General features: G+C 42.0%; 9 protein-coding genes and 5 pseudogenes. 6 read left to right on the top strand and 8 right to left on the bottom strand.

From position 1 onward, the window contains the following. Window positions 1–50: 50 nt before the first annotated feature. From aceE to lpdA, 3 genes and pseudogenes are all read left to right on the top strand, one after another. The gene (gene aceE / locus ACRWSG_RS06085) at window positions 51–2,717 is read left to right on the top strand and encodes a pyruvate dehydrogenase (acetyl-transferring), homodimeric type (RefSeq protein WP_462165879.1); all 2,667 of its coding nucleotides are present in this window, start codon (window positions 51–53) and stop codon (window positions 2,715–2,717) included. A gap of 9 nt (window positions 2,718–2,726) precedes the next feature. Further along, window positions 2,727–4,619: pseudogene (gene aceF / locus ACRWSG_RS06080) on the top strand (pyruvate dehydrogenase complex dihydrolipoyllysine-residue acetyltransferase). Between the two features lie 188 nt (window positions 4,620–4,807). Then, entirely contained in the window at window positions 4,808–6,232 is a 1,425-nt protein-coding gene (gene lpdA / locus ACRWSG_RS06075; RefSeq protein ID WP_462165877.1) for a dihydrolipoyl dehydrogenase, read from the top strand. 190 nt (window positions 6,233–6,422) lie between these two features. On the opposite strand, the pseudogene ACRWSG_RS06070 reads toward lpdA, so the two are convergent. From ACRWSG_RS06070 to lptD, 7 genes and pseudogenes are all read right to left on the bottom strand, one after another. Further along, window positions 6,423–8,437 (bottom strand): annotated as a pseudogene (locus ACRWSG_RS06070) (methyl-accepting chemotaxis protein). 141 nt (window positions 8,438–8,578) lie between these two features. After that, window positions 8,579–9,396, bottom strand: a pseudogene (locus ACRWSG_RS06065) (symmetrical bis(5'-nucleosyl)-tetraphosphatase). A 6-nt stretch (window positions 9,397–9,402) separates the two neighbouring features. Next, on the bottom strand, window positions 9,403–9,792 hold the full coding sequence (gene apaG / locus ACRWSG_RS06060) for a Co2+/Mg2+ efflux protein ApaG (protein WP_054550996.1): 390 nt from the start codon (window positions 9,790–9,792) through the stop codon (window positions 9,403–9,405). Continuing rightward, window positions 9,776–10,582: a 16S rRNA (adenine(1518)-N(6)/adenine(1519)-N(6))-dimethyltransferase RsmA gene (rsmA, locus tag ACRWSG_RS06055; RefSeq protein ID WP_462165876.1), complete on the bottom strand. Its 807-nt coding sequence runs from the start codon at window positions 10,580–10,582 to the stop codon at window positions 9,776–9,778. Before rsmA ends, apaG begins: the two co-directional genes overlap by 17 nt. Continuing rightward, on the bottom strand, window positions 10,579–11,571 hold the full coding sequence (gene pdxA / locus ACRWSG_RS06050; protein WP_462165875.1) for a 4-hydroxythreonine-4-phosphate dehydrogenase PdxA: 993 nt from the start codon (window positions 11,569–11,571) through the stop codon (window positions 10,579–10,581). Before pdxA ends, rsmA begins: the two co-directional genes overlap by 4 nt. A gap of 5 nt (window positions 11,572–11,576) precedes the next feature. Next, window positions 11,577–12,869, bottom strand: coding sequence for a peptidylprolyl isomerase SurA (gene surA, locus ACRWSG_RS06045; protein WP_138601738.1), 1,293 nt, complete (start codon window positions 12,867–12,869; stop codon window positions 11,577–11,579). Window positions 12,870–12,905: 36 nt separating this feature from the next. Next, window positions 12,906–15,151: pseudogene (gene lptD, locus ACRWSG_RS06040) on the bottom strand (LPS assembly protein LptD). A gap of 103 nt (window positions 15,152–15,254) precedes the next feature. Between lptD and ACRWSG_RS06035 the strand changes: the two are divergent. The 3 genes and pseudogenes from ACRWSG_RS06035 (at window position 15,255) to djlA (ending at window position 17,804) form a co-directional block, all read left to right on the top strand. Continuing rightward, window positions 15,255–16,255, top strand: a pseudogene (locus tag ACRWSG_RS06035) (aminoglycoside phosphotransferase family protein). Further along, a complete protein-coding gene (gene murU, locus ACRWSG_RS06030; RefSeq protein WP_209327234.1) occupies window positions 16,252–16,908 on the top strand; it encodes an N-acetylmuramate alpha-1-phosphate uridylyltransferase MurU in 657 nt (218 codons plus the stop codon). The pseudogene ACRWSG_RS06035 and the gene murU overlap by 4 nt, the downstream one beginning before the upstream one ends. Before the next feature lie 23 nt (window positions 16,909–16,931). Next, the gene (gene djlA, locus ACRWSG_RS06025; RefSeq protein ID WP_054551003.1) at window positions 16,932–17,804 is read left to right on the top strand and encodes a co-chaperone DjlA; all 873 of its coding nucleotides are present in this window, start codon (window positions 16,932–16,934) and stop codon (window positions 17,802–17,804) included. Here djlA and ACRWSG_RS06020 read toward each other — a convergent pair. Next, window positions 17,787–18,722, bottom strand: coding sequence for a DUF3530 family protein (locus ACRWSG_RS06020; protein WP_462165874.1), 936 nt, complete (start codon window positions 18,720–18,722; stop codon window positions 17,787–17,789). The two genes, djlA and ACRWSG_RS06020, sit on opposite strands and share 18 nt — an antisense overlap. Window positions 18,723–18,786 lie beyond the last annotated feature (64 nt).

Genomic DNA, 18,786 nt, shown 5'->3' with positions numbered 1-18,786 from the left:
TTTAAGATTTATTAAAATAATTAGTATTTTAAACATAAGGAAACCTCCATATGTCTGAAGTCAATAAAATTGACGTAGACGCGCTAGAAACACAAGAGTGGTTACAAGCCCTTGAGTCTGTTGTGCGTGAAGAAGGTGTTGAACGTGCTCAATTCTTACTTGAGCAAGTGTTAGAGCAAGCCCGTTTAGACGGTGTTGATATGCCTACTGGCACAACCACTAACTACGTTAATACCATTCCGGTAGATCAAGAACCTGCTTACCCAGGTGACGTAAACATTGAACGTCGTATTCGTTCAATCATTCGTTGGAATGCGATCATGATCGTATTACGCGCGTCGAAAAAAGATTTAGACTTAGGCGGCCATATGGCGTCTTACCAGTCTTCAGCTGCATTCTATGAAGTATGTTTTAACCACTTCTTCAAAGCACCAAACGATGTTGATGGCGGTGATTTAGTTTATTACCAAGGTCACATTTCTCCAGGTATCTATGCACGTGCATTTGTTGAAGGTCGTTTAACTGCTGAGCAGCTTGATAACTTCCGTCAAGAAGTTGATGGTAAAGGTCTTCCTTCATACCCACACCCTAAATTAATGCCTGAATTCTGGCAGTTCCCTACGGTATCTATGGGTCTTGGTCCAATTGCTTCAATCTACCAAGCTCGTTTCTTAAAATACCTAGACGGTCGTGGCTTAAAAGACACTAAAAACCAACGTGTATACGCTTTCTTAGGCGATGGTGAAATGGATGAGCCAGAATCACGTGGTGCAATCTCATTCGCTGCGCGTGAGAAGCTAGATAACTTATGTTACCTAATCAACTGTAACTTACAGCGTTTAGATGGCCCAGTAATGGGTAACGGTAAGATCATTCAAGAGCTTGAAGGCCTATTCAAAGGTGCAGGCTGGAACGTGATTAAAGTTGTATGGGGTAGTGGTTGGGATATCCTACTTGCTAAAGATACATCAGGTAAATTACTGCAGTTAATGAACGAAACGATTGACGGTGATTACCAAACATATAAAGCAAAAGACGGTGCATATGTTCGTGAGCACTTCTTCGGTCGTTACCCAGAAACAGCAGCACTTGTTGCTGATATGACTGATGAAGAAATCTTCGCACTTAAGCGTGGTGGTCATGAGCCTTCTAAACTTTACGCTGCATTCAAAAAAGCGGAAGAAACTAAAGACCGTCCAACTGTGATCCTAGCTAAAACTGTAAAAGGTTACGGCATGGGTGAAGCGGCTGAAGGTAAAAACATCGCGCACCAAGTTAAGAAAATGGACATGAGCCATGTTGAGCACTTACGTTCACGTTTAGGTCTACAAGATTTAGTTTCTGATGAAGAAATTAAAGACTTACCATACCTTACTCTTGAAGAAGGTTCTGAAGAGTACAAGTATCTTCACGCTCGCCGTGAAGCGCTACAAGGTTACACACCTAAGCGTATTCCTAAGTTTTCTGAAAGCTTAACATTGCCAGAAGTTGACGCGTTCAAGCCACTACTTGAAGAGCAAAAGCGTGACATCTCTACAACAATGGGCTTTGTACGTGCACTTAACGTATTACTAAAAGACAAAGGCATTGGTAAAAACATTGTTCCTATCATCGCTGATGAAGCGCGTACATTTGGTATGGAAGGTTTATTCCGTCAAATCGGTATTTACAACCCGCATGGCCAAAACTACACGCCGCAAGACCGTGACATCGTTTCTTACTACAAAGAAGCAACATCAGGTCAGGTATTACAAGAAGGTATCAACGAGTTAGGTGCAATGTCTTCATGGGTTGCTGCTGCAACATCATACAGCACTAACGATTTACCAATGATCCCATTCTACATCTACTACTCAATGTTTGGTTTCCAACGTGTAGGTGATATGGCGTGGATGGCTGGTGACCAACAAGCACGTGGTTTCTTACTAGGTGCTACGGCAGGTCGTACTACACTAAACGGTGAAGGTTTACAGCATGAAGATGGTCACAGCCACATTCTTGCTAACACGGTTCCTAACTGTATTTCTTATGATCCGACATTCGCATACGAAGTAGCGGTAATCATGCAAGACGGTATCCGTCGCATGTACGGCGAAGATCAAGAAAACGTGTTCTATTACCTAACGCTAATGAACGAAAACTACCATCAACCAGCAATGCCAGAAGGCGCTGAAGAAGGTATTCGTAAAGGTATCTATAAACTTGAAACTGTGGCTGGCGATAAAGCGAAAGTACAGTTACTAGGTTCAGGTACTATCATGATTGAAGTGCGTAAAGCGGCACAAATCCTGAGCGAAGAGTATGGTATTGGTTCAGATGTATTCTCTGTAACGTCATTCAATGAGTTAACGCGTGACGGTCAAGACGCTGAGCGTTTCAACATGCTTAACCCTGAAGCAGAGCAAAAGACTGCTTATATCACTAACACATTAACAGATGCCGTGACTGTTGCTGCAACAGACTACATGAAGAACTACGCAGAACAAGTTCGTTCATTCGTACCAAGCAGCAACTACAAAGTGTTAGGTACTGATGGTTACGGTCGTTCTGATAGCCGTGAAAACTTACGTCGTCACTTCGAAGTGAATGCTGGTTATGTTGTGGTTGCAACACTATCTGAGCTTGCTAAACGTGGTGAAGTTGAGAAGTCAGTGGTTGTTGAAGCAATCAAGAAATTCGACATCGACACAAACAAAGTTAACCCGCTATACGCATAAGAGGTTCCAATGAGTATTGAAATTAATGTACCAGATATCGGTGGCGATGAAGTTGAAGTAACCGAAATCCTTGTTAGCGTTGGTGATAAGGTTGAGGTTGACCAATCGTTATTAACGGTTGAAGGCGACAAAGCATCAATGGAAGTACCTGCTGCACAAGCAGGTACGGTTAAAGAAATTAAAGTAGCTGAAGGTGATACGGTAACTACTGGTTCACTTATCATGATCTTCGAAGGTGAAGAACAAGCTGCGGCTCCTGCAGAGGCTAAAGAAGAAGCGCCAGCTCCAGCAGCTGCGCCTGCAGCTTCTGCTACACAGGAAGTAACTGTGCCAGATATCGGCGATGATGAAGTTGAAGTAACTGAAATCATGGTTGCGGTAGGTGACACGGTTGAAGAAGAGCAATCTTTATTAAGCGTTGAAGGCGATAAAGCATCAATGGAAGTACCTGCTCCAATGGCGGGTACGGTTAAAGAGATCAAAATCGCGACTGGCGATAAAGTGAAAACGGGCTCTCTAATCTTCGTTTTTGAAACAGCTTCAAGCGGTTCAGAAGCGCCTGCTGCAGAATCAGCACCTGCTGAAGCAGCGCCGGCAGCAGCGGCATCAAGCACTAAAGAAGTTAACGTGCCTGATATCGGTGGTGACGAAGTTGAAGTAACCGAAGTGATGGTTGCTGTAGGCGACAAGGTTGAAGAAAATCAGTCAATCTTAAACGTTGAAGGCGATAAAGCATCAATGGAAGTACCAGCACCATTTGCCGGTACTGTTAAAGAAATCAAAGTAGCAGCTGGGGATAAAGTATCAACTGGCTCACTTATCTTTGTATTTGAAGTAGCGGGTAGTGCACCAGCTGCAGCGGCACCTGCTCCTGCAAAAGCTGAAGCAGCGCCTGCAGCAAAAGCGCCTGCGGCTGAAAAGCCTGCATCAGCACCTGCAAGCAACGAAGGCTTTGCAGATAACAAAGCGTATGCACATGCATCGCCTGTTGTACGTCGTTTAGCGCGTGAATTTGGTATTAACCTAGCAAACGTAAAAGGCACGGGTCGTAAGAATCGTGTTGTGAAAGAAGACGTACAAAACTACGTGAAAGATCTTGTGAAGAAAGTTGAGTCAGGTCAGCTATCTGCAGGTAAAGGTAATGCCGGTGGCGGTGAGTTAGGTCTTATCCCTTAATTTAAGGTTGACTTTGCTAAGTTTGGTGAAATTGAAGAGAAGAAACTTTCTCGTATCCAGAAGCTATCAGGTGCAAACTTACACCGTAACTGGGTGCAAATCCCGCATGTCACACAGTTTGACGAAGCTGATATCACAAGCCTTGAAGCATTCCGTAAAGAGCAAAATGCCCTTGCTGAGAAGAAAAAGCTGGGTGTTAAGATCACACCACTTGTATTTGTGATGAAGGCAGCGGCGAAAGCATTGGCTGAATTCCCAACGTTTAACTCTTCACTGTCTGAAGACGGCGAAAGCTTAATCTTGAAGAAATACATCAACATTGGTGTTGCAGTTGATACGCCAAATGGCTTAGTTGTTCCAGTGTTCAAAGATGTTGATAAGAAAGGCATCATTGAGCTTTCTCGTGAGTTAATGGATATTTCTAAGAAAGCACGTGACGGCAAGCTAACTTCATCTGATATGCAAGGCGGTTGTTTCACAATCTCAAGCCTTGGTGGTATTGGTGGTACAGCGTTCACACCAATTGTAAATGCGCCAGAAGTTGCTATCTTGGGTGTATCTAAGTCAGAAATGAAACCTAAGTGGAATGGCAAAGAGTTTGAACCTAAATTAATGGTTCCATTATCAATGTCATACGACCATAGGGTTATTGACGGTGCACTAGCAGCACGCTTTACTGTGACGCTAGCAAGCTACATGAGCGATATTCGTCAACTAGTGATGTAGTCGTTTTACAGTTTATAAGAATCAAATCCCAGCAAGTTGTTTTTTGCTGGGATTTTTACCATTGGCAATGATACAATCTTTGCTATAGAACAATCTTGGTATAGATATCTGCTCTCCCTTTCTGCCTTGCAGAAACATGGCAGTTAAACTTAGGGGCAGTGTCCCGTTCAAACATTTAAGGTAATAGCATGAGCAACGAATTAAAAACTCAAGTTGTTGTACTAGGCGGTGGTCCTGGTGGTTATTCTGCGGCTTTCCGTGCTGCTGACTTGGGCTTAGAAGTAACATTGGTAGAATCTCGCAACACATTAGGCGGTGTATGTCTAAATGTGGGTTGTATTCCTTCAAAAGCACTTTTACACGTAGCTAAAGTGATCGATGACGCTGCAGAAATGTCATCTCACGGCGTTACTTTTGGCAAGCCTGAAATCGACCTAGACAAAATCCGTTCTTGGAAAGAGTCTGTAATCGGTCAATTAACTGGCGTTCTAGACGGCATGGCTAAAATGCGTAAAGTGAAAGTGGTTAACGGTTACGGTAAATTCACTGGCAGCAACACCATTGCTGTTGAAGGTACTGACGGTACAACAACAATCACGTTTGACAATGCTATTATTGCAGCAGGTTCTCAACCAGTTAACTTACCTTTCATCCCTGAAGATGACCGCGTAATTGACTCAACAGGTGCGCTAGAGCTTAAAGACGTTCCTGAGAAACTACTTGTTTTAGGTGGTGGTATCATCGGTCTTGAGATGGGTACTGTATACCGTGCACTAGGTTCTGAAATCGACGTTGTTGAGTTTGCTGATCAATTAGTACCAGCAGCAGATAAAGACGTTATCAAGATCTACCAAAAATACGTTAAGAACAAGTTCAACGTAATGCTTTCTACTAAAGTTGTTGGTGTTGAAGCGAAAGAAGACGGTCTATACGTTTCATTCGAAGGTAAAAATGCACCAGCTGACGCAGTACGTTACGACAAAGTACTTGTTGCAGTAGGGCGAACACCTAACGGTAAGCTTGTTGATGCTGATAAAGCAGGTGTTAATGTTGATGAGCGTGGTTTCATCAATGTTGATAAACAGCTTAAAACAAACGTTGGTCACATCTTCGCTATCGGTGATATCGTTGGTCAACCAATGCTTGCACACAAAGCGGTACACGAAGGTCATGTTGCTGCAGAAGTTATCTCTGGTCAGAAACACTTCTTCGATCCTAAGTGTATCCCTTCAATCGCATACACAGATCCAGAAATCGCATGGGTTGGTGTAACTGAGAAAGAAGCAAAAGAGCAAGGCTTAAGCATCGAAACTGCTGTATTCCCTTGGGCTGCTTCTGGTCGTGCAATCGCTTCAGCACGTACTGAAGGTCAAACTAAGCTAATCTTCGATAAAGACTCAGGTCGTGTTATCGGTGGTGCTATGGTTGGTATCAACGCAGGTGAAATGCTAGGTGAAATCGGCTTAGCTGTTGAAATGGGCGCAGACGGTGAAGACCTAGCGTTAACTATTCACGCTCACCCCACGTTAAACGAATCAATCGGTCTAGCTGCTGAAATCTTCGAAGGTTCAATCACTGACCTTCCAAACAAAAAAGCAGTTAAAAAGAAGTAAGTTCTTTTGACTAATCATTTTAAAAACCCAGCTCCGGCTGGGTTTTTTGTTTTTTAACCATCAGCACATTTTAGTTATTCGCAATAAGACTGAATCAAAAGCCAGCTGTTAACTTCGTTAAGAATTACTATAAAAAAACCGCGTTTGCTTTCACAAACACGGCTTCTATTCTTCATTAGCTTGTAGCTTACTATACTTTAAACGCATCTACCGATAAACGCAGTTCTTCAGCCAGTTTTGCTACTTCAGAGCTTGAGATATTAGTTTGGTTTGCACCTTCAGCTGTTTGCTCTGCGATTGCTACAATCGACTCTAAACGTTCACTGATCTCTTGAGATACTTGCTGCTGTTCGTGAGCGGCTGTTGAAATCTCTTCACTTACGTTATGAGCCTGTGCAACGGCAGCAGTGATTGAATCAGGGCCGTGTTTGCAAGGTCTGATTGCTCAACACACGACTCAGCTTGTTGCTTACCTTTCGACATAGCCGATACAGCAGCCTCAGCGCCAACCTGAAGCGATTCAATCATTGCTTGGATCTCTTGGGTCGACTCTTGAGTCTTGCTTGCTAGAGAGCGTACTTCATCAGCAACTACGGCAAAGCCTCGGCCTTGTTCACCGGCACGGGCTGCTTCAATGGCTGCATTAAGCGCAAGTAGGTTGGTTTGCTCAGCAATGCCACGAATAACATCTAAAATGCCACCGATTGAAGCGCTGTCTTTATGAAGCTGGTTGATAACTTGCGATGCATCATCGACTTCACGAGCTAGTTGTTCAATGGTTGCTTTATTTTGTGATGAAATGCCTTTGACACGATCTGCTTCTTTGTCAGCGTTCTTTATTTCACTAAGAGCTTGTTGAGCACTGCTACTTACCGCTTGTGATGTACTGCTCATCTCAGTTGTTGCCGTTGCCGCTTGTTCAACCTGTGCTTGTTGATTACGTATAGCTTGGCTAGATTCTTCAGTGATTGCCGATGTCTCTTCAGAAGCAGCTGCTAGCTGTGTAGAGCGAGAGATTATACCTTGGATAAGCGTACGCAAACTTTCAATTAGCGTATTACAGCTACGTGATAGTTCACCGAACTCGTCTTTAGCTGAGTCGTCAAGACGCTGTGTCATGTCACCGCTTGCCACGATATCAAGGATACGGTTTACTTCAGAAAGGGGCTTGGTTATACGATTAACAGTCACAGCAGCAACGATGATAGCAATTAAAGTAGCAATCACCATGGCAACCCAAGTCCAAATAGTTGCTGTTGAGACATTACCGCTGACATCTTGCTGCAAGTCAAAAGCCAGCACTGTAGCTTGGTCAACTAGTTCTTTTAATTGCTTTAATGCTTCACTAGTAGAGTTTTCTGCGTTTGCTAATTCAGCTTCTGTTTTAGCAATTGCATCAATTAAACGTTTTTTATTTGCAGATAAACTGTTATTACCACGAACATTATCTGAAAGCGTTTCAAAGTAGCCGTTTAAATCATTATACAAACCGGCGTTATTATCAATAATTGCTGGGCGAATGAGCCCTAAACTACGCTCAACTTCTTCTAAGTAATAAACCTGTTCATTTTTTACGATGTCTAATGTGTTGAGAGTTTTCACCGTAAGCATATCAGTGCTGTTAGTGACGACTGATTGGAAGTTGTTTTCCATGTTATTGGCGGCTTGATAAGCACGTGAATGGTTTTCTTCAAGTCCATCTATATCAATAATATCAAGCACCACTGAATTTGCATCTTCAGCACTGATTTCGATGTTTTCAAGCTGGGTGCGTAGTGTTTTATTTAGCTCAAGTTGAGTTTGTTTATCTGCAAACAGGTTGTCGACAGACTTAACAAAGCGCTTATAAGTTTGCTCAACTTGTTGGCTGCTTTGTTTTAGCTTTGGATCGTTGCTAACAATTTGTTGAAGCTCTTGGTAGGAATTATCATATCGTTTTTTTTGTTGGTTGAAATTTTTTCTTAATGTCGCCAGTTCATCTTGCGCACTAGTATAAAAACTTGCCTGAGCTGACTTACTCATTAAAATAAATTCAACCTGTAACTCATAACTCTTATCGAGAGCTGGCAGCGAAAGCTGGTTAACTCGCTGTGTTGATTGATCTATGTTGGTAATTTTTACCAACGAGTTACCACCAATAAAAAGCAGGAGTAACGTAATAACAATAAAGCCACCCCAAATGCGCTGTCTAACGGTCAAGTTCATATGCAATTCCAGAAAATAGTACTAATCAACACTTATCGGCAAGGTTGCCAATTAGTTAAGTATTTAAATTTAATTAGCTTTAAATTAAATTTATTTTAATTGTTATAAATCTAACAGATGTTCAGCTATTTTTCAGTTTATTTAGATAAAAGAGTGGGATTTTTCGACGAAATAGTCTTTTGTGTTGAGTTCCATTAGGGTCATTGCGCCACCCCAAACACAGCCTGTATCAAGAGCGTGGATGTTTTCTTGTTTGACTTTACCTTCTAAAGCAGCCCAGTGGCCAAATGCAATATGCTGTTTTAACTTAGAAATATCAGGGTGATCGAACCAAGGTATTATTGAGCTGTCTTCACTAATACTGGTTTTGTTTGCAAAATCGAGTTCACCTGTAAGGTTTACGAACCGCATCCGAGTGAAATAATTAACAATATAGCGAAATTTAGCTTCACTACTTAAATTCGATTGCCACTGTAACGGATGGGGATCGTACATATTGGCGAAGTAATGAGTTGCATCAGCTCCTTGATAGCATTGCTGGGCAAAACTAGCACGTTTCAATGCTTTTTTTATTGACCAGCTAGGATTTAAACGTTAGCATGACTTATCAGCATGTTATAGCGTTCAAGCCAAATAGCTAATGGCTGTTGCTGTAAAAAATGAATATATTCAGCGCGTTTTGGACTATTAAAAACATCGGCCAGCTTATCTTTGGGGTTTGCAGGTTTATTTAGATAATGACAAGCGATAAGGTGTAAATCATGATTACCAAGGGTAATAGTTACACTGCCTTGCATAGTATGAAGACGCTCGAGACAGGCGAGTGAGTCAGGACCTCGAGCGACTATATCGCCGACTAAATAAAGGTGATCTTGGCTTGGGTTGAAGTTGACCCGTTTCAATAACGCATCAAATTCACTATAACACCCCTGTAAATCACCAATTGCATAATCAGCCATCGTTATTTAGTGCAATATGTTTGGGCGAGCTAAACGAAACACCTCGATTGGTGCTTCGAATTCAGTCCCAAATTCGTTACGCATGGTGTAATGACCTTGCATTGTCCCAACTGGGGTATCAAGCACAGCGCCACTGGTGTATTTGTAGCTTTCACCTGGGGCAATGGTTGGGGTTTCACCAACAACACCTTCACCTTGTACTTCCACTTCTTTGCCGTTAGCATCAGTAATTAACCAATAACGGCTCAAAAGCTTAGCACTGCATAAACTGTGGTTTTTAATGGTGATAGAATAAGCAAAAACGTATTTATCTTGTTCAGGCTCTGATTGACCTTCTACGTAGAAGGTCTCAACCGACACCTTAATTGGAGAACCTAGATTACTGCTTGTTGTCATAAATCCAATTAGCTATATCAATAAATTGTTGTAAAGACAGGCTTTCAGCACGCAGCGTGATATCAATGCCGATGCTTGTTAGTTCTTCAGCTGTAAGTAAGTTAGATAAACTATTACGCAGAGTCTTACGGCGCTGATTAAAGGCTTCTAAGCATACTGTGTTAAGAAGTTTTGTACTTTTAGCTGAACGCTGTTCAGGCTTTTTAGGGATCAAACGAATTACTGCTGAATCGACCTTAGGGGCTGGCTTAAAGCACTCTGGTGGCACATCAATCACTGGCATTGCGTGACAGTAATATTGTGTCATTACACTCAAGCGGCCAAAAGCTTTGCTGCCTGGGCCTGCGACCATACGTTTAACTACTTCTTTTTGCAGCATAAAGTGCATATGCTCAACATTGTCTGCAAATTCAAATAAATGGAATAACAGCGGGGTCGAAACATTGTAAGGTAAGTTACCAAAAATCTTTAATTTTTCGTCTGACTTGATCAAAGAGCTAAAGTCGAACTTCATTGCATCGCCTTGATGCACTGTTAACTTTGGCCCTAAGAATGGGTGGCTCGTTAAACGTTCTGCTAAGTCTTTATCTAACTCAACAACCGTTAGGTGGCCACTTAAATCAGCGACTGGCTCAGTGATAGCACCAAGACCCGGGCCGATTTCTACTAAATTATCTTCAGGTTTAGGATCAATGGTCGTGACGATTTTGTCGATGATCATGTCATCGTTTAAAAAGTTTTGACCAAAACGCTTACGCGCGCGGTGTCCTAAATGTACTTTATCTGTCATTGATTCTGCGCTTTTTCATGGGCGAGCTTAATTGCTTCGCGGATCGCTAATTCAAAACTACCTACATCAGCAGTACCTGTGCCGGCTAAATCGAGAGCCGTGCCGTGATCTACTGAGGTGCGAATAAATGGCAGGCCAAGAGTGATGTTGACCGAATTGCCGAAACCTTTGTATTTTAGCACAGGTAATCCCTGATCGTGATACATTGCAAGCACTGCATCTGCTTGCGAAAGATATTTATCTTGGAATAGGGTATCAGCAGGCAATGGGCCAATTAAGTTCATACCTTGGTTATTTAATAGCTCAAGAGTTGGCGTTATAGTGTCAATTTCTTCAGTGCCTAAATGACCATCTTCGCCGGCATGTGGGTTTAAGCCACATACGAGAATGCGTGGTTTTTCAATGCCAAACTTTGTTTGTAAGTCATGATTTAATATTGTGGCTACTTTGCTTAAACGCTCAACGGTGATTGCGCGCGATACATAAGCAAGTGGTATATGGGTCGTAACAAGTGCCACGCGCAAGCCTTCAGTTGCTAACAACATCACTACATCGGCAGTATTTGATTGCTGTGCAAAATATTCTGTGTGACCGCTGAACGAAATCCCCGCTTTGTTGATAATCCCTTTATGAACTGGATATGTAACAACAGCAGCAAAAGTACCATCCATATTTTTTTCACTGGCAATGCGCAGTGTATCCAACACATATTGACCGTTAGCGTCATTAAGTACGCCCACTTCAACGTCTGTGCCTAAATCTACTTGGTGTAAGTAAACGCTGCCTGCAGGGGCAATGCTTGGTGCTTGGCTATCATCGAAGTCAATTAAATTGATATCTAAACCAAGCAACTTAGCGCGCTGTTTTAATAACGCGCCATCAGCAATCACCACCAGTTGGGCATCCCACTGGTGCTGCGCTAACTTGATAAGTAAATCAGGGCCAATACCAGCTGGCTCACCTGGGGTAATTGCAATTCTAATGGTCATAATTATTATTCTGTTGGGAAAATATCAACGTGTGCTTGCTCACGCATTTCTTGCTGCCAGTTGAAACTTTCTTCTTTAAATTTACGATTAAACAGTAGTTGGTGAGCGCGATTACGTTTAGCTTGCTCTGTTTTATCTGCTACACGCTTATCAAGTAGCTGTACAATGTGCCAACCAAACTGAGTTCTGAATGGCTCACTGATTTCATTTTTATCTAGAGAAAGCAAGGTATTCTTAAACTCTGGTACATAGGTGCTTGGGTCAGTCCAGTCGTACTCACCACCTTTTAGTGCTGAACCTGGATCTTCAGAGTACTCTTTAGCAAGTTCTGCAAAGTCAGCTTTACCATCACGAAGATCTTTTGCAAAGCCTTTAAGCATGTCACGCGCTTTTTCTTCGCTTAAAATAATTGATGGTTTAACTAAGATATGGCGTGAACGAACTTCTGTTGTTTCAACAACTTGACGACCACGAACATCTTGCACTTTGATGATGTGGAAACCAGCACCTGAACGAAGCGGACCAACAATGTCATCTTTTTTATGACCTTTTACAGCTTCTGCGAATAGCGATGGCATTTCGTTGATGCTCATCCAACCAAGCTGACCACCCTCAAGTGCCTTTGAGCCGCTTGAAGATGAAATAGCAATACGCTTGAACTCTTTGCCTTCTTTTAAAAACTCAATAACTTTCTCAGCTCGCGTTTTAGCGCTCGCAATTTCATCCGCAGTAGCATCACTAGGAATATCAATCAAGATATGGCCAATGTCATATTCTTCGGCATTTTTACCTTGTGTTTCCATGATTTTTAACAGGTTATCAATTTCTTGCGTACTGATATAAATACGGCGATCCACGTTCATGCGAGTTACTTGTTGCGTGGTGATCTCTTTACGGATTTCTTCGCGATATGCAGGGTAGCTGTCTCCAGCCGCTTCAATTGTCCTACGTAAGTCAGCAATACTGCCACCTTGCTCACGCGCCATATTTTCTAAAGTTTGGTCTAATTGCGAGTCTGAAATCTCAAGACCCATACGCTCAGCAAGTTGCATCATTAGTTCTTGGCTAACTAAACGCTCAATGGCTTGAATTCGCAGTGTATCATCAGAAGGTAATTCTTGACCTTGCTCTGCAGCCTGAGTCTTTACGCGATTAACAATGGTGTCTACTTCACTTTGTAAGATAACACCTTGGTTAACAACGCCCACCACTTTGTCAATTTCAACTGGTTTTGCGAAAACGCTTTGGCATAGGCCAACTGTTAATAATGCTGATGCAAATAATTTTTTTAAATTCATACTTTTTCTAATACTCTTGCTAATAGTACTGCGGTACTAGTTATTAAGAAAATACGGTCTACGATAGCCAAAAATACCTTGTTGTAATAATTTTTGTGCATCATAACGGCTTTTGCTTCCAAGCCCTTTTAACACAATATTGAAACCAATACTTGTGTCAAAGGTTGCTTGCTCTTGACCAATCGCCTGGTTCAAATCAGTTTCGATTTGACGACGGTATGTGATTTGAAACGCCCAACAGCATGATTCATACTGAAGACCGCTGAAAACCTCAATACTACGACCGCTCTCTAAATCACGGTGGTAGCTGCCAACAAACTGCCAATCTTCTGATAGCGGAATGCTGGTAAATAGACCAACTTGCTCGATTGTATTGCCTGAGACATCATTTGCATAGCGATGGTTCAATTGCACGAGCTGTTTATCGTCACCTTTATAATCTAAGGTGATATTTGACTGAATAATTTCTTTACCATCAGTGTCGTACTGGATACCACCTGATAAATACCAACGACGGTGCCAATGTAACATGGTTTGCGCTGCAAACAAGGCATTGTAGTTAGTGTCGGAGTCGATACCTTGTGATGTAGGCTTGGCATCATTACTTAAATAAAAAATTTGTCCGGCACTGAAGTTAAATACTTCTTCATTTTCACTACTAAATAAGCGTGTTGTTGCACCTAACGTAAATTGGTTTGCAGTTGCTATCCGGTCGATACTTGAAAAACGGCGATCTCTAAATAAGCCAAAGAAATCGTCTTGTAATTTTGCTGTATCGTAAAGACCAATATTTGATTGGTCTTTATTTGGCGTATATAAGTACTGAATTTGTGGTTCAAGAGTTTGAATACCATCTTTAAAGAAAAATGCAGTATCACGCTCAAAATTTAATTGGCTGTATAAACGCACTTTAGGTAGGGTTCGAGTGACATTTTCATCAAACTCGGTACCAGCTAAGTCACCATGTTGGTTGTATTCAGTATGTAATAAGCTGAACTCAGATAAAAATGACCATGCGTATTCTTGGTAACCAAAACTTGCTTTAGGCTCTATATGAACACGGCTTGCTTCATCAATTACAGCTTCATCATTAGTGAAATAACTGAGCTCACCATCAAGGGTTAAATCAATGCCATAAAAATCATATGCATCAGTTTGCGAAAAACTAATTTGTGGCAGCGCCGCATATGATTCACGGTGATCACCAAGTACTTCAAAACTTTGCAACTTGATATTGGTGCGCCAAGTGTCACCTAAGTGGGTTAGAGAGCCGGTGCGGTACAACTGAGTATCGGTGCGAGTCGCATAACCAGAGTTTAAATCGGTTAAGTAGTTATCATCACTGACGTTTGTTATGTCGATATTAGCACGCCAGTTTTCACCTAAATAACTTTGCTGTTGCCAGTGGAACAGGTAACGAGAGTCTACATTTGGCTCTTCGTCATCTTTGTCTAGGTACTCAACAGCAACTAAGCCATTATTTTGCTCAGTTAAGTAACGAAACTCCCCAATCATTTGTAAACCGCGTTTAGACATATAGCGCGGTGTTATAGTCGCGTCGTAATTTGGTGCAATATTCCAGTAATAAGGAGTAATGGTTTCGATACCATAGCGGCCTGAGCTCGAGAAATTAGGTGTTAGTAAACCTGACTTACGACGGTCATCTAATGGGAAAGTAAAATAAGGAACATAAAGTACTGGGGTATCAAGCACTCTAAGCACAGTATTATGTGTTTCGCCCCAACCTTCTTCTCTTGATAAGTCGATTTCGTCAGCTTCGATGGCCACACAGGTGTTTCACCCGGACAGGTAGTAAAGCTTGCGTTCATCAGGTTTAGGCCAGACTCATTAACTGTTAGTTTTTCTGCGCCGCCATGACCAAGTTGATCAGTAAACTTATAGTCTGCGCCTAGCAAGCTCAATTCAGAATTGTTTAAATCTGCATTGAGTCCAGAGCTATTAATTTGGCTTACTTTATCGCGATAAACGATAGGACCGGTTGCATTAAGTAACCCACGTTGTTTGTCAATCAGTGCACTTTGTGCGGACAAATTCATCGTTAGGGTGTTAATATCTACATTACCGGTAAATTCTGCGCTTTGGGTACCCAATAGTTCAATATCATCGGATTTGATATCGATCATATTAAGTTCAAGGCCAGGGAGCGGTTGCCAAGCTCTGGTTTGCATTGAAGTGCCACAAAAATTGTGTGTCAGTTCAGTTTCGGCGAACGATGGTGCGCTAAGTACGCTTAGCATCATTATGCCCCAGGTTTTGCTCATTTAATGACCTTAATGCTCTTTGGTTGGATATAAGCTAGACATAATAAAGGAAAACAATGGCAAATACAGTAATTGACTTAGTGAAAAATAGATATCTTACTAAATGAATCGTTATAAAAGTTTACAGCAGTTTTTAAATCCTCACTTTAAAGAGGATGAATATCAATTAGCCGCCATCACTGGGGATGCGAGTTTTCGCCGGTATTTCCGAGTAAATACAAGTGATCAGAGCTATATTGTCATGGACTCAGATCCAGATAAATTAGATAACACGCCTTATATAGAGCTCAATAAAGTATTTTCTCAGCATGGGTTTAAATTACCAAAAATTCTTCAGGCTGATGAAAAACAAGGCTTCTTCTTGCTGAGTGATTTAGGCAATACTCATTTGGCTGATTTACTGGGCGACGAAGACCGCACTTTACACTACAAACATCTAATAAAGTTAAGTGCACAGTGGGCGCAAATCCCGCCTGCCCAATATATGAAAGTATTTGATGGCGAGTTTTTACAGTTTGAGCTAAGTATTTTTAGAGATTGGTTAGTCGATAACTTTATCGGTGAGCAACTCTCTGCTGATGAGCAGAAAATGTGGCAACAAGCCTGTGAGTTATTAATTAATAATGCCCTTGAGCAACCAATTGTTACGGTGCACCGAGACTTCCATAGTCGCAATATTATGCGCACAGGGCAGCAATGGGCAATCATCGATTATCAAGATGCCGTACAAGGTCGGTGTGTTATGACCTTGTTTCATTATTAAGAGATTGCTATTTCAAGCTACCAGAACAAGAGCTCGACTACCTTTTACATTACGCTTATGACGAATTTAGCGAGCAGCAGCTATTGCAAGACACTTCGTTTGCGATGTTTAAACGTTGGTTTGACTTAACCGGCGTGCAGCGTCATTTAAAAGCTGCGGGCATATTTTGCCGCTTAAAATTACGTGACGGTAAGTCTGGCTATTTGAATAATGTACTGCCAACCCTTACATACATCAGTAATGTCAGTAAAGAATACCCAGAGTTAACAGCCCTTGGTCAGTGGATAGAGCAGATAATTATGCCACAGACTAAGCAGCGTTTAACGAAAGAGTCCAAATGAAAGCAATGATCCTAGCTGCGGGGCGTGGTAAACGCATGATGCCGCTAACCGAAACGCAACCAAAGCCGATGCTAAAGATTAACGGCAAGCCACTATTAGAGCATCATATTAATAACTTACGTCAAGCCGGGGTTACCGATATTGTTATTAACCTTGCCTGGCAGGGCGACAAAATAACAGAGTATTTCGGTGATGGTTCGCAGTTTGGTGTATCGATCACTTACAGCCAAGAGCAGGCTGGGGGGCTTGAAACCGCCGGGGGGATCATTCAAGCATTGCCGTTATTGGGCGAACAATTTATTGTCATCAATGGTGATGTGTTTACTGATTACGATGTGACTTCGTTGAAGCAGTTACACCTGCAAGCCGGTGAGGCGCATATTGTCCTTGTTGAAAATCCTGCGCATAATCCTGATGGTGATTTTGCACTGAGTCATCTAAGTCCTGATAGTCAAAAGTATACTTTTTCCGGTATAAGTCGTTATCATGCTGATTTCTTTAAAGGTCTCAGCACAGGTATTCGCCCGCTTGGGCCAATCTTGCGCGAAAAGCTCAGTGAGTACCAGGTTTCGACTGAACTTTATTTGGGTCAGTGGGATGACATTGGCACACCAGCCAGACTCGACGAAATCAATCAGCGTTTCGCTTTGTAAAAACAACAGAGGTTTGCCAAATTATGTGGGGAAAAGTACTCGGTTTTTGTTTTGGCTTTATGTTTGGCAAATTTATAGGAGCCTTACTAGGCCTATACCTAGGCCATATGTTCGATCGCAGCTTAAAACAAGACTTTGATAAAGCAGGTGGTTTTTCTGGTTTGTTTAAAGGCGATGATATTAACGAGCGCCAAGCACTTTTCTTTTCTAGCTGTTTTGCGGTAATGGGGCATATCGCCAAATCGAATGGTCGCGTTAGTGAAACGCATATTCGTGCTGCAAGTTTGTTTATGGACGAAATGGGGCTCTCAGGCGATGAGCGCAGAGAAGCACAAGATGCCTTTCGTAGTGGTAAAGAAAGCGATTTTTCATTAAAAGAAACCGTTCATGACTTTAAAGAGCGCTTTGCTCGACGCCATGATTTATTGCAACTGTTCCTCGAAATACAAATTCAAATGGCCTTTTCTGATGGTCACCTTGCAGAGCAAGAAAAGCAGCTTTTGCAAGAGGTGAGTAAGCAGTTAGGTATTTCACGTACTCAGTTTGCAATTTTATTAAAACGCTACCAAGCCGAATTTGCATTTCGTCAGCAACAACAGCGTTTTTATGAACAGCAGCGTCAACAAAGTCAGCAAAATCGCAGCAGTCATAGTGAACAAAGAGGGCACAGTGTGCCACCGAATAATAGTATGAATCGCGCCCAAGCGTTGGCTCTTTTAGGTTTAAACAATGATGCTTCTGCGAGAGATATTAAAGTTGCTTATCGAAAGCTCATGGCTCAGCATCATCCCGATAAGCTGGTATCGCAAGGTTTACCAAAACATATGATGGAAGTTGCGGTAAAGAAAAGCCAAGATATTCAAGCGGCTTATGAGTATTTAAAAAAGGCGGCGTAAAAATCCGTCGACTTCTTTGAGCAGCCGCTGATGCTGCTCAGGCTCTGAAGGCACACCAAATAACTCTCTTTGTCGGTAGTCATATTTTGCGTGTTTTCTTACCCAACGTTTTCTGTCTTTAACACTTTGCAGCGTGTCAGGGTTACCTTCACTATAAAAAATATCCAGTAACGGTGGGCTGATAGTTGAAAGCGTGGCATTGAGATGCTGGTTACGAATACTGTTAGGTAAATAACTACCTAGGCTAATAAAAGCGTTTAGTTCGTTGTTTGGAAAGCTCGCATAATGTTCAATCAATAGCCCCGCACTGGCACCTTGTGCTACTACAATAATGTTGCCGCCTTCATCCATGGCACTGTTATACAAGGCATTGAATCTGGCAATTAGCTTTAATTTATAATCATCAAGTACGGCTTCACTAATATTAGGTTCACCCGTAACAAAATGCGGCGCTTGTTGCGTTTCGGCTGGTGGAGCAGGAGTTGATTGCTCACCGCCTTGTTGACTACTTTGTGTTGTTGACTCAGCTTCAGAGCTTTCAGGTGACTCGGGCGTTGCCATATCAGCAGGATGCCAATCAATGTCAGGCATGGTCATGGCAAGGGTGGCATAGCCAATTTCGTTTAACTGCTTGCGCAAAAAGTTAATACCAGCATTATTAGTGGGTAGATGCTGCCAATCAGGAATAATGAGCACAATTCCGCGTTGACTGGCTGCCATCGATTGACGATATAAGCTAATGAACTCATCTTCACCGGCAAGCAGAGTACGTACTTCATCACTTGGTAAAAAGCGTTGAATATCGTTAGTGACCAAGCTTGACCAAGGGGTGGGTTTAATAAAATCGGCAGCATTCACATTGCCCATCAACGCAAAACAGGCTGCGTAAGCTAAGCGATGTGCGGGTTTTAAATTCATGCCGATATTACCTGAGTCTTTAATTAAATCAGTGATTAAATTAACTATCGGCAGTCTTTATTAA

It is taken from the genome of Pseudoalteromonas sp. GB43 (genome assembly GCF_054923805.1).
Note: the sequence above shows the minus strand (reverse complement) of the source record. Positions and strands in the feature narration are given on the sequence as shown.